Annotated in this window: 11 protein-coding genes and 2 tRNA genes; 6 read left to right on the top strand and 7 right to left on the bottom strand. The window is 54.8% G+C overall.

The genetic code is table 11. The features are described from left to right. Nucleotides 1-6: 6 nt before the first annotated feature. The 3 genes from PbB2_RS10535 to PbB2_RS10525 all read right to left on the bottom strand — a co-directional run bounded on the left by PbB2_RS10535 (nucleotide 7) and on the right by PbB2_RS10525 (nucleotide 2693). Nucleotides 7-756 (bottom strand): TetR/AcrR family transcriptional regulator, encoded by a 750-nt coding sequence (locus PbB2_RS10535; protein ID WP_108985280.1) that lies wholly within the window; start codon nucleotides 754-756, stop codon nucleotides 7-9. Next, nucleotides 753-1487, bottom strand: a complete 735-nt coding sequence (locus tag PbB2_RS10530) for a TetR/AcrR family transcriptional regulator (protein WP_192576290.1) — start codon at nucleotides 1485-1487, stop codon at nucleotides 753-755. Before PbB2_RS10530 ends, PbB2_RS10535 begins: the two co-directional genes overlap by 4 nt. Before the next feature lie 651 nt (nucleotides 1488-2138). Further along, a complete protein-coding gene (locus PbB2_RS10525) occupies nucleotides 2139-2693 on the bottom strand; it encodes an LOG family protein (RefSeq protein WP_108985278.1) in 555 nt (184 codons plus the stop codon). Nucleotides 2694-2864: 171 nt separating this feature from the next. Between PbB2_RS10525 and PbB2_RS10520 the strand changes: the two genes are divergently transcribed. Further along, nucleotides 2865-4682 (top strand): ABCB family ABC transporter ATP-binding protein/permease, encoded by a 1818-nt coding sequence (locus tag PbB2_RS10520; protein ID WP_108985277.1) that lies wholly within the window; start codon nucleotides 2865-2867, stop codon nucleotides 4680-4682. Nucleotides 4683-4709: 27 nt separating this feature from the next. On the opposite strand, the gene PbB2_RS10515 is transcribed toward PbB2_RS10520, so the two are convergent. From PbB2_RS10515 to PbB2_RS10505, 3 genes are all read right to left on the bottom strand, one after another. Continuing rightward, nucleotides 4710-4785: transfer RNA gene (locus PbB2_RS10515), tRNA-Asn, on the bottom strand. A gap of 302 nt (nucleotides 4786-5087) precedes the next feature. Further along, nucleotides 5088-5720, bottom strand: a complete 633-nt coding sequence (locus tag PbB2_RS10510) for an NAD(P)H-dependent oxidoreductase (protein WP_108985276.1) — start codon at nucleotides 5718-5720, stop codon at nucleotides 5088-5090. Between the two features lie 166 nt (nucleotides 5721-5886). Beyond that, complete coding sequence (locus tag PbB2_RS10505) at nucleotides 5887-6261, bottom strand: VOC family protein (protein ID WP_108985275.1); 375 nt, start codon at nucleotides 6259-6261, stop codon at nucleotides 5887-5889. Between the two features lie 144 nt (nucleotides 6262-6405). Here PbB2_RS10505 and soxR point away from each other — a divergent pair, with 144 nt between their 5' ends. Next, nucleotides 6406-6867, top strand: coding sequence for a redox-sensitive transcriptional activator SoxR (soxR, locus tag PbB2_RS10500; protein ID WP_272949232.1), 462 nt, complete (start codon nucleotides 6406-6408; stop codon nucleotides 6865-6867). A 46-nt stretch (nucleotides 6868-6913) separates the two neighbouring features. Here soxR and PbB2_RS10495 read toward each other — a convergent pair. After that, nucleotides 6914-6987 (bottom strand) — tRNA-Cys (locus PbB2_RS10495). Between the two features lie 222 nt (nucleotides 6988-7209). On the opposite strand from PbB2_RS10495, the gene PbB2_RS10490 reads away from it, so the two are divergent. The 4 genes from PbB2_RS10490 (at nucleotide 7210) to PbB2_RS10475 (ending at nucleotide 12709) form a co-directional block, all read left to right on the top strand. Next, nucleotides 7210-7818: a protein-L-isoaspartate O-methyltransferase family protein gene (locus PbB2_RS10490; RefSeq protein ID WP_108985274.1), complete on the top strand. Its 609-nt coding sequence runs from the start codon at nucleotides 7210-7212 to the stop codon at nucleotides 7816-7818. A gap of 97 nt (nucleotides 7819-7915) precedes the next feature. Then, the gene (locus tag PbB2_RS10485; protein ID WP_108985273.1) at nucleotides 7916-8503 is read left to right on the top strand and encodes a DUF2497 domain-containing protein; all 588 of its coding nucleotides are present in this window, start codon (nucleotides 7916-7918) and stop codon (nucleotides 8501-8503) included. A gap of 147 nt (nucleotides 8504-8650) precedes the next feature. After that, complete coding sequence (locus PbB2_RS10480) at nucleotides 8651-11371, top strand: valine--tRNA ligase (protein ID WP_108985272.1); 2721 nt, start codon at nucleotides 8651-8653, stop codon at nucleotides 11369-11371. Between the two features lie 183 nt (nucleotides 11372-11554). After that, nucleotides 11555-12709: an acyl-CoA dehydrogenase family protein gene (locus PbB2_RS10475; RefSeq protein WP_108985271.1), complete on the top strand. Its 1155-nt coding sequence runs from the start codon at nucleotides 11555-11557 to the stop codon at nucleotides 12707-12709. Nucleotides 12710-12742: the final 33 nt, after the last annotated feature.

Here is a 12742-nt window from a genome sequence, read left to right as displayed (position 1 = left end):
TGACGGTTACTTAAACTTTAGTCTGAATGCAACAAGATCATCATCCCAATTCAACCGTCGTCGTGTCGCATGGAAATGAGGTGTTCCGTGAATGCGCATGAAATCATCAATTGTCCGCCATGCATATTCAAAGGCACTCATTTCAAAGCGGAAAGTTTGGCAGGTTAGAATCGTGGGAAAGAAGATCAGGGCTTCCAGCGGCCCTGAAAGTTCCTCCATGGTGGCGTATGTGGGCTCAAAATCAAGGTAGCGCTCCTCTGTCAATCGACGGATTTGGCCGAGCCAGAAGCTCAAAGCAGTTTTGAAAAACGTTGTCGTCGAGACCGATGTAATGGCATCACGCCGGTCAAGCTCGACAAAGCGTCCTGGACGGATGTTTTTCCCCATTGGCCGGGGCCACATTTCAACCCAGGCTGAGAGCATTTCGCTGAAGCGAAACAATGGATTGGGGTGATTACTCTCGCGAAACAGCCATTGTCGATAAAGATCATTAGCCAGATCATAGCCGGCCCGATAAAGCGTTCTTTCATCGGGAAAAATGCGATAGAGCGTGGCTGTCGAGACACCAGCGCGTTTGGCTACATCGCGCACGTTCAGCTTCGCAAAATTATTGTGCAGATTTTCATAAGCCGCAGCGGCAACAATGCGGCTGCGTCGATTTGACGTGTCCAGCCGATTGGGCACAGGTTGAAGCAACGCCTCGACTTTCGCCAAGACAAAGGCATCGCCCCGTGTCAACGGCAGGACATCAGTCATTCAGTCGTCCAATTCCAATTGTAGGTACGGCTTAAGGTTTTGAACTTCTCCGTGCCGTAGAGCTTGAAGAAGTCCATCACGATGTTTTGGGCATCATGATGCCAACTTACGTCAGGCGAGTGGGACGGATAATTCCAGAAGAACCGACCCAGCGTGCGTGATTCCATTGCACCAATCAGGCGGCAGCGTTGCCAGTCCAAACTTTCAGCTTGAATCAGATCTTCATCGATCAGCGACTGAATCTTCTCGTGCCAATAGCTGTTAATTCGGTTTTGGCTCGCTGACGCAATATCATTGACCCTGGCTTCAATCTCTGGCTCCAGCAGCATCAAAGTCTGGCTTAGCATGAGTTGCTGCACGCCAGGTTGGAGATATGCCATGGCGTAGGTTCGCACCATTTCAGTCAGATCTTGAATTGGATTGGGGTGGTGATCAACTTGGGTGATGAGATCAATCAGGATTTCATGCCCCATTTGCAGGGCCTCACAGCTGAGTTGGCCCTTGTCTGGAAACAGTCGATAGAGTGTCGCGGTTGACATGCCAGCCCGATTGGCAATCCGATAGATTTGAGCTTCCAGATAGCCGACTTCTTGCCATTCCTGCAGCACGCTCGCCAGGATACGCTTGGCGCGCGTTGCGACATCATGACGGCGCGCAGGCGCGTTTAGCCAGCGCTGAACATGAAGATCGAAGGTCCAGCTGTCGCTTCCGCGTATGTCCTGAGCTGCCATAATCATTCCTCGAAGTTCTTTCTCGTCTTGCCGAGGGGCCATATTCTGGCCCCATCAGCTGGCTGCGCATCGATCGTTCAATCCGGCTTGAGATGCAGGAACCGCTTCGCGCGCGCAGAGGCTTTCGGCGACACAGTCCGGCAAATGTCCGCTTCCCCCGTTAGAGACCTTCCCCTGCCAAGCGAGCCGAGGCTTTGTTAAGGGTATCTCCTTGGCGAAAGTACTGTAAAGTAAATTTCGTAATCGGTTGCAAATTGGATATTAATGTTAAGATGACATAAAATAAATCTTCAATTACAGTTAATTAGAAAAATAGATTGTAAAACAGTGGTTTATGCTGCATAAAACCGCCAATTTTCCCCAAAAAATTGAAAATCTAAAATTTTAACATTATTTTTGACAAAATTTAATCATTGTATATCAAAAATATACTCAAATTTATTCTGTTTTATTTTGTTTTGACTTGTTTCATGGGTTCCCTCGACGGTTGTGTCAACGAGGGGCAGTGAGACACAATTTGGCTGTCTGCGCGCACATGTGGTGGCGGCATTTTTGCGAAACCCCAATCACGAGGGGGGGGACAGGTTGGCTATAGGGTCGGCCAATGCATGATAGATGGCAGACAGAGATTTTTCGCCAACAGGAGGGGTGTCAGCTCGCTGCACACGCCGCTTGGAGGCCGTCAAGTGCTTCTTCCGGGGTTTCGGCGGTGAAGAAGGACTGGCGAAATGCTTCGGGCGTGAACTTCGACTCGATCGTACCCTCGATGAAGTCGATGAAGGGCTGCCAGAAGGCTCGGTCAATCAAGACAACCGGCTTTTGATGTAACTCCAAGCGTTGCCAAGAAAGCGTTTCAACCACTTCTTCCAATGTACCAATACCGCCTGGCAGCACGATGAAGGCATCAGACTCAGCAAACAACCCCCATTTGCGCTCATGCATTGTGTCGACCATACGGGTTTCAATGGCTGGATTTGGTTTTTCCCATTTGGTCAAGAAATGCGGCATGATACCCAAAACTTCACCGCCAGCGGCTTTAGCAGCCCTAGAAGACGCCCCCATCAGTCCGACATTGCCGCCGCCATAGACAAGCCGAATGCCGCGTGCAGCGATGGCTTGGCCGGTCCGTGTGGCCAGATCAAGATAGGCAGGGTCTACCTGGCTCGAAGCCCCACAATAGACGCAGACAGATGTTAATTTGCTCATCGTCAATTCCTCAAGCCATCCTGTTTGGATGGCGACTCAGTCGAACCTAGTTCCCACAGGCTGGGCTCTATGCCTTTTTTCAGTCTGGGATGCATCAGCCCTTACCAGCAGAAGATAGGCCAGCAGAAGATAGGCTATTCCTTTTCGTTCAAGACTGACTATGTGCATAAAATGAGAAAAGGCGAACATGCTGCATTCGACAGCGCAAACGAAGTTTCCCCCATTGGCAAGGCGCTGACGCGGCTGATCAAACTGATTGGTGGCTTGGATACCACTGAGTTGCGGGTGCGCGTCGGATTGGCGCTGGCGCTCACGCTTGTGTCGAAGGTCTTCATCGTCGGTGCCCCTTTGATATTGGCAGATGCGGTCAACGCACTGGGGAAGACCAATTCCGTGGGTTGGGACTTTGTGTTTCTACTCGCAATTGGAACTTGGGCGACCATGCGCTTTTTTGGCTCGGCCGCGCCGCAATTACGCGATACCTTGTTTCAGCCTGTCAGTGAGGAGGCTCAGCGCCGTGCAGGTGTTGCGGTGTTCGGCCATGTGCATTCGCTTGGAATCCGCTTTCACCAGTCCAAACGGACTGGCGCAGTCTGGCGCACCATTGAACGCGGTGTGCGGGCCATCGACTTTTTAACCCGCTTTGTTGCCTTCAATATCGGCCCGACGCTGATTGAACTTGTCATGGCCGCTGCTGTTCTTTGGCTTCGCTATGGCGGGTTTTTTGCCTTAATCGCCGCATCGACTGTCGTGATCTATGTCATCGTCACATTGGCCATTACCGAGTGGCGGCTCAAATATCGTCGCGACATGAATGATGCCGACAGCGAGGCCACGGGTCGGGCTGTCGATTCGTTGATGAATTTCGAGACGGTCAAAGCCTTCGCCGCTGAGGCGCGTGAGACTGAACGCTATAATCAAGCCGTTCGCGCCTATGCGCGCGCTTCCGTGCAATCCAATGCGACGCTGCAGGGTCTCAATGCCGCACAAGGGTTCATTCAGAATCTCGGTCTGGCAGTCATGGTGGCTGCAGCGGGCTACGCCATTTCGCATGGGACAATGGGGGCAGGCGACATTGCGGCCGTCACGCTGGTCATGCTCAATCTCTATGGTCCCCTGAACATTTTGGGCTTTGCCTGGCGGGAGATCAAGCAAAGCTCAATCGATATGGAGGCGATGTATGCTCTCCTTGATGAAGTGCCAGACATTGCAGACAAGCCTAACGCGGCACCCCTTGCTGTCACGTCCGGCACTGTCGAATTTGACCGTGTCGGCTTCGTCCATGATGGCCGCCATGCTGGTTTGAGCGAGGTTTCCTTTGCTATTCCCAGCGGCAAGACTGTTGCCATTGTTGGGCCGTCTGGATCGGGCAAATCGACCATCGTGCGGCTCTTGTTCCGCTTCTATGACCCCCAGAGCGGGGCTGTGAGGATTGATGGACAGGATTTGCGTGAGGTCACCCAAGCCAGTGTGCGCGCCGCCATCGGCCTCGTGCCGCAGGATGTGGTCCTGTTCAATGATACTTTGGCTTATAATATTGCCTACGGACGGCCTGATGCCAGCCCGGAGGAGATTGAGCAAGCGGCCCGTATGGCGCGCCTTGAGGGCTTGATCGCAGCAGCCCCGATGGGACTGGCCACCAAAGTGGGCGAACGGGGACTGAAATTGTCCGGTGGTGAACGTCAGCGGGTCGGCATTGCCCGGGCCTTGCTCAAAAACCCTCCGATCCTTGTCTTGGATGAAGCAACCTCCAGCCTTGATTCAGTGACCGAGGCTGAGGTGCGCGAGGCGCTTGAGGATGCGGCAAAGGGGCGGACAACTTTGGTTGTGGCACACAGGCTGTCGACGGTGGCCGATGCCGATGAAATCATCGTCTTGCGCGATGGCTTGGTGGCAGAGCGCGGCACCCATACCGCCTTGCTGGCCCAGGGCGGGGTCTATGCCGAATTGTGGGAGATGCAGGCTCGCATGAACGCTGAAGCCGCCTGATCGATGTGAGATTGTTCTGGAGAAAAATGGCTCCCCGAGTAGGGCTCGAACCTACGACCGAGCGATTAACAGTCGCTTGCTCTACCAACTGAGCTATCGGGGAACACGTGAGGCGCGCCTTATACCGCCACCTTCGCGTCGTGCAAGCCTCCCGCAGCAATTGAATGCAGCTAGCAACTGCAACTATTGAGGAGGCTTGGGCAAAAGATGCGCCACAACCCATCAAAAGACCAGACTAAAAAAAGGCGGGGAGCCTGCACAGGCTCCCCGTCAAGATCGGGTATGGTGGGGTGTCTTCCGGAGAAGACAGGGTCGGTTAATATGATTCTAACCTTAATGTTCGGTTAATATTCTATTTACCATTGGGTATGGCAGTGAACCAAGTCAGGGCCAAAACAGTCGAGACTAAACCACCTCTTGCACAAACGCCGCCTTTGGACGACGCACCTTTTTCAGATTCACCAACCAGTCGCCGTCGGTCTGTCGGTAACCCAGCGGCACCAGAACAACACTGCGCAAACCGCGTTCCTTGAGGCCAAGGATTTGGTCGACTTTCTCGGGGTCAAAGCCCTCCATCGGGGTGGCATCGACTTCGGCTTCTGCAGCCGCCACCAATCCGACACCCAGCCCGATATAGGCCTGCCGGGCGGCATGCTGATAATTGACCTCAGCGGTGCGCTGGGGGTAGGTCGCCAACAACATCTGGCGATAATTCTCCCAACCCTCGTTTCTGAAGCCGCGCTCGTCATTGACAAGGTCAAACATCATATTGATGCGGTCGGTGGTGTAATTGTCCCAGGCAGCCAGCACCAGGAGGTGCGATCCATCGGTGATTTGGGCCTGATTCCATGCTGCCGCTTGGATTTGCGCACGCACGTCTGGATTGGTCACGACAATCACCTCGAAAGGTTGCAGGCCGCTGGAAGTCGGGGCCAGACGGATCGCTTCAACAATGGCGTCCACTTTTTCTGCCGGCACAGATTTGGCCGGGTCCATTTTCTTGGTGGCATAGCGCCAGTTCAAGAGATCAATCAACATTCGCAGGTCCTTTCAGGTCGTCTTGCAGTATTGGGCTCACCACATCTGGGGAGTCAGCGACCCAAGTTGAATAGGGCTTACTGTCTTCGACCTTATTCCCAGTCGGCCCAACACCGCACACAAGCGCAGCTACTTTCCGCGTCGCGCCAGTCCAAGCGCCTATCGCTCAACGATAGGACACAATCTCAAACTCGATGCCATTATCATCGAAGAAGTAAAAGCGGCGGCCTGGATCATAATCGCCATGATTGAACGGCTTTAGGCCTCGAGTGATAACTTTGGCTTCCACAGCATCAAGGTCATCCACCACAATGGCCACATGATTGAGCGGAGCACCTTTGGGAAAGTTCCGGCTTTGGCCGTCGCTTGGCTGATAGACCGCAAGATAGTGGTCGGTTGTCCCGGCATGAACCGTATAGCCGCCATCGCGCGCCGGCCCAGACCATCGGATGTGCCAGTCAAATAAGTCCACGAGCAATGCGGCGGTCTTGTTGGCATCGGCCACGGTCACGTTGACATGTTCAAGATAAGCTTGGGTCATTTGTATGATACCTCTTGAGTGGGACGCATGTGGTTGATGTGACCGGATCGGATCGCGCCCAGAAAATCTGACGGTCACTTGACAAAACACAGCGTGCAACCTCAACCTAGATTGAGGTCAAGTTTTATCTGGAAGGAATTTGCAGTGGACGATGACAGAGGGCTGACCATTGGCGATATGGCTTCCCGAACCGGCCTATCGGTATCGGCGATCCGCTTCTACGAGGCCCGCGGCTTGATTATCGCCCACCGCACCTCAGGCAATCAAAGACGCTATGCCCGTTCTGATATTCGCCGGCTTTCCTTCATCAAGATCGCTCAGCATTTGGGACTGAGCCTCGAACAAGTTAAAGCCGAATTGGCTCGTTTGCCGCGTGGGCGGGCACCTACGGCGCAAGATTGGCAGGGCATAAGCGAGGCGATTGCTGCTGAATTGGATGCCAAGATCGCCGCATTGGTGGCGACACGTGACAAGTTGGGCGGCTGCATCGGTTGCGGCTGTTTGTCTTTGGCCCAGTGCGCACTCTATAATCCACAGGATCGTGCAGCGCGGTTTGGGGCGGGTCCACGCTATCTGATGGGAGACAAGCCACTTGTGGCCGATTGAGCTCACGCATGATCTAATCGGTCAGATTTAGGATCAGGGCGTGTGATGGAGGCCTCGCCCGGAATCGAACCGGGGTACACGGATTTGCAATCCGCTGCGTCACCACTCCGCCACGAGGCCCTCGAGACGCGAAAGAAAGCGGGTGGGTGCGGCGATGTAACAGAGCATGCCTTGACGGGCAATGAATGTGTGCAGGTTGAAGCTGCAACTGATTGCTGTGCCAACTGGTTTGGGCAGCCGTGCATTCTTGCTCGTTTGACCCGATTACTTGTAAGGGGTGAGCAGGGCAGTGGGCATGCTGATTATGCCTGCTTGGCACGTTTGCACCGATGGGGAAGCGTCATGGATTTCGCCGCAGCACGCGACACGATGATCGAAAGTCAGGTTCGCACCAATGATGTCAGCGACCTAGCGCTACAGTCAGCCATGCGTAAAGTGGCGCGCGAGGCGTTCGTAATCCCGGAAAAGCGCGAATTTGCCTATGCCGAAGTGGAAATCCCAACCCCATCTGGCCGACTTCTGTGGAAGCCGCGCGACTTTGCCAAATTAGCCCAAGCGGGCCGAGTACTGGCCGGTGAGCGCGTATTGGTGATCGGTGGTGGGGCCGGCTATAGCGCAGCGGTCTTTGCCGCATTGGGCTGTGCTGTGACTTTGGTGGATGAAGTTCCAACCGATATTGCCGGCGTCACCTGTGTGACGGGTAAGCTGACAAACCCACCGGCTGGCCCGTTTGATGTGGTGTTTGTCGATGGGGCAGTGCAAACCTACCCTGACAGTTGGACAGAGGTTCTTTCAGAGGGCGGACGGCTATGCCTTGTGATTCACAAAGGGGCTGTCGGGGTTGCCAATATTCTTACAAAGAGCGGGTCGACTGTGGCTGGACGCATTGTTTTTGATGCGTTTGTTCCAGAATTACCTGGCTTTGCTGCCGAACCTGTTTTTACATTTTAACGAATTGTTGTCAGATTCGCCGCATCGCTAGACTTTAATTGCTAATCCACGTTAGCTTACTGAACTTCAGGTGCGATTCGCACACAGTGGGGATGAAATGAGCGCAGCAGACGCACAAGCCGAACCAACGATGGAAGAGATCCTGGCCTCGATCCGTCGGATTATTTCTGAGGACGAGAGCGCGCCGGCTGCAGAAGATGCTGCGCCAGCACCTGTTCAGGCTGCCCCTGACTTCGAGGATGAGGTTCTTGAGCTGAATGAGCCTGTTATGGAGATGCCTGAAACGGTATCGCCCGACTTTGACTTTGATGCGTTGCCTGTCGACGAGCCTGAAGTGGCGCTTGATGAGATCATTGTCGAAGACCGCTGGGCGGAGCCGGAACCGGCCCCAATGCCACCCCCTGCACCGGTTATGGCCGCACCAGCACCTAAGCCCGCGCCCAGCTTCCCATTCGATCAAGGTCTGGTTAGCGATCCGATTGCAGACCGTGCTTCGACTGAATTCGCCCGTCTTGCACCCAACACCACCTTGCCCGGCGTGTTCATTTCCGGAAATACGGTCGAAGCGATGGTGGGTGAGTTGATAAAGCCAATGTTGAAAGATTGGTTGGATGCTAATCTGCCGCGGATCGTGGCAGAAAAGGTCGAGGCTGAAGTTGCCCGCATTGCGCGGCGCTCATTCTAATGCCATCCTGCTGAGCTCGATAGCGCGCTCATTCTTCCAACAGCAGAAAGTCTTCAAAGAACAGGCGCTGGCATGATATGCCAGCGCCGCTTTTGTTGGCAGGCTGGGTCAAAGCGCCCCCGCCCATCAATATGATCTGGAACCCACATGCTCGACAGTCATTTTTCTGCCCAAACCTCTGAACCGCGCCTTTATGATGCGTGGGAGAAATCGGGTGCCTTCAAGCCCAAGCAGGACCCAGACGCCGAAACCTTTTCGATTGTCATTCCGCCTCCCAATGTAACGGGCTCTCTGCACATTGGTCATGCGCTCAATTGCACCTTGCAGGATATTCTGTGCCGGTTTGAGCGCATGCGCGGGAAATCCGTGCTGTGGCAACCTGGTCTCGACCATGCGGGAATTGCCACTCAAATGGTGGTGGAACGCCAACTCGCACAGTCTGGTACAAACGAAAGCCGCCGGACAATGGGCCGGGAGAAATTCCTTGAGCGCGTATGGTCGTGGAAGGCCGAAAGCGGGGGGACCATCACGACCCAGCTCAAGCGGCTCGGCGCATCCTGTGACTGGAGCCGGGAGCGCTTCACCATGGATGAGGGCTTGTCCGCAGCGGTCCGAAAAGTCTTCGTGCAATTGTACAAAGAGGGCCTCATTTATCGCGACAAGCGTTTGGTGAATTGGGACCCGCATTTCGAAACGGCGGTTTCTGACCTCGAAGTGGTCAATGAAGAACGTGCTGGTCATTTTTGGCACTTCAAATATCCGCTGGAAAATGGCGAGACCTATCAGTTTCCCATCGCCTTTGACGAAAATGGCGAGCCAACTGAGTATGAAACGCGTGACTATATTTCCATCGCAACGACCCGGCCTGAAACCATGCTGGGCGACGGAGCCGTGGCCGTTCATCCCGATGACAAACGCTATGCCCCAATTGTCGGCAAGCGCTGCTTATTGCCATTGGCTGACCGTCTGATCCCCATCATCGCAGACGAGTATCCTGACCCAGACTTTGGCTCGGGGGCTGTGAAAATCACCGGGGCGCACGATTTCAACGACTATAAAGTCGCCCGACGCCACAATATCGATATGTTCGTTCTGCTCGATACCAAGGGCCGAATGCTGGACGTTGACTATATACCTCAGGCCTATCGCGGCCTTGACCGGTTTGAAGCCCGCAAGAAAGTGGTCGCCGATATCGATGCGCGCGGCCTGTTGCTCAAAGTCGAAGACAAGCTAATCACACAGCCCTTGGGCGAGCGGTCCGATGTGGTCATCGAGCCCATGTTGACTGACCAGTGGTATGTGGATGCCGCCAAGCTTGCGGTCAATGCGCTTAAAGCGGTGGAGAGTGGGGAAACCAAATTCGTCCCTGAAAGCTGGACTGCGACCTATTATCAATGGATGCGCAATATCGAGCCGTGGTGTGTGTCGCGCCAATTGTGGTGGGGTCATCGGATTCCGGCTTGGTATGATGAAGACGGCAACATTTATGTTGAAGAGAGCGAGGCTGAGGCGCAGGCTGCCGCGCGCGCCAAGCATGGCAAGGACGTGGTGTTGCACCAAGATGAGGATGTGCTCGACACCTGGTTCTCATCAGGATTATGGCCGTTTTCGACGCTGGGCTGGCCCGAGCAAACCCCGGAGCTTGAGCGCTTTTATCCCACCAGCACATTGGTGACGATGTTTGACATCATCTTCTTCTGGGTTGCCCGGATGATGATGTTCGGCTGTCACTTTACCGGTAAGGCACCATTCTCAACTGTGGTCATCCATTCTCGTGTGGTTGATGAGCACGGCAAGAAAATGTCCAAGTCCAAGGGCAATATCATTGATCCGACCGTGTTGATCGACACTTATGGTGCCGATGCTTTGCGCTTTACTTTGGCGATTGCTGCAGGTCCCGGCCGTGACATCCGCATGAGTGACAAGCGGGTGGAGGGTTATCGCAATTTCGGCACGAAATTGTGGAATGCGGCCCGCTTTGCCCAAATGAATGAATGCACTTTGTGGGAGGCATTTGATCCCGCCGAAGTGACCCATACGCTCAACCGCTGGATCATCTCAGAACTGACCAAGACCGCCCATGGGGTTGAGGCAGCCCTCGCCAGCCATCGCTTTGATGAAGCCGCACAGGCCAATTACGCCTTCGTATGGGGTGTTTTCTGCGATCTCTATTTGGAATTGGTCAAGCCCCTGCTCAATGGTGAGGATGAGGCTGCCAAGGCTGAAACCCGCAAAACAGTGGCGTGGGTCCTCGATCAGATCCTGAAAATCCTTCATCCGTTCATGCCTTTTGTCACCGAGGAATTGTGGGACAAAACCGCCGAATTTGGGCCCAAACGTGCTGGCATGTTGATTGGGCAATCCTGGCCACGCCTGGAAGTGTCGCTGATTGATGAGGCTGCGGCAGCAGAAGTGGGCTGGGTGGTCGATCTGGTGACGGGCTTGCGCTCTTTGCGCAGTGAAACCAATGTGCCTGCCGGGGCCAAAGTGCCCGCTTTGTTGATCGGGGCTTCCAAGGCGACAGCTCAACGGCTTGAACGCTATCAGGCCGAAATCGATCGTTTGGCCCGGCTTGAATATTCGGTGGTCGCCGATGTTGCCCCCGCTGGCAGCGTCACCTTTGTTCTGGGTGAGGCCATTGTGGCGATCCCCTTGGCCGGGGTGATGGATATTGGTGCGGAAAAAGCCCGCCTGGGTAAGGAAATTGCCCGCTGTACCAAAGAGATCGAAACAGTTGCCCGCAAACTCGATAATCCAGGCTTTGTTGCTAAGGCCCCAGCCGACGTGATTGAAGAACAGCGTGAGCGCAAGGCCAGTTACGAGGCCGAACGGGCCAAATATGAGGCCTCTCTCGCCCGTCTGGGGTGATGGAGCAGCCGCATTTGTCTCAGCAGAGGGCGGGCGAGGGTCCGCCCTTTGTCATTTTCAGTTTCGCTCTATCTGCAATGACCTGAATTAAACCTTCTTCACCCCCTAGCATCGCCCGCCAAACGCGCTATCAATTCAGCCATAAAGCAGGCCTGAACAGGCGCGAACTCAGGGAACGTCCACATGGATTTCAATTTCACCGACGAACAGAACATGCTGCGGGATTCCATCGCAAAGCTGGTCCAGCAGAAATATGATTTCGACACGCGTCGTAAGGCCATCCAGTCCGAGGCTGGCTGGCGACCTGAAATTTGGGCCGAATTGGCCGAAATGGGGCTGATGATGGCCCCTTTGCCAGAATCCATGGGCGGCCTTGGCGGCGGCGCGATCGACAATCTGGTCATTATGGAAGAGTTTGGCAAAGGCTTGGTGGTTGAGCCTTTCATTCCCTCCGTTGTCGCCAGCGGCAATTTGCTTCGCTTGGCGGGCTCGGCCGCACAACATGAAGAGCATGGCGGCCGGATCACCACAGGCGAGGGGATTTACGCTCTGGCAGCTGCAGAGCCCAAGAGCCGCTATGATTTGGCTGACGTCAGCACCACGGCGAAAAAGGATGGCGCGGGCTACATCCTCAATGGTCATAAGGCGGTGGTGATTGGTGGCCCTCAGGCCGATACGCTGATCGTGATTGCCCGGACGGCTGGCGGCCAGCGCGAGCGCGCTGGTCTCTCGGCTTTCCTCGTATCTAAGTCTGCTGCCGGTGTGTCGACCAAGGATTACCCAACCGTCGATGGTCTGCGCGCCAGCGATGTCTATCTGGAAAATGTCTCGGTTGGGGCAGATGCCGTAATTGGCCCCGTGGATGGCATTCTCCCTGCTCTGGAAGAGACCCAAGACAATGTCATCGCGGCTTTATGTGCCGAAGCTGTCGGTGCCATGCGGGTGGCCCATGCCATGACGGTTGATTATGCCCGCCAGCGTAAGCAATTTGGCGTGGCCATCGGCTCGTTCCAAGTCCTGCAGCACCGTATGGTCGACATGTTCATGTGGACCGAACAATCAACCTCGATGGCCTATCTGGCAGCAATCCGCTGTGGCGAAGATGATGCGTTGGAGCGGGCAAAAGCCTGTGCCGCTGCCAAAACCCAAATTGGTCGCGGTGGGCGCTTTGTCGGTCAAAATGCCATCCAGATTTTCGGTGGCATGGGTATGACGGATGAGCTGGCCATCGGCCACTATTTCAAACGCCTAACCATGATCGACACCCAAGCCGGTAGTGCTGACTGGCATTTGAAGCGCTATGCGGCTTTGAGCGCCGGCGACAAAGCCGCGGCCTGATCAGGCCATTCCCAAGAGGATCATGCACGACCA

The sequence above is a fragment of the Candidatus Phycosocius bacilliformis genome (assembly GCF_003112735.1).
Lineage (GTDB): Bacteria > Pseudomonadota > Alphaproteobacteria > Caulobacterales > Aquidulcibacteraceae > Aquidulcibacter > Aquidulcibacter bacilliformis.
This window is presented reverse-complemented; position numbering and strand designations above follow the sequence as displayed.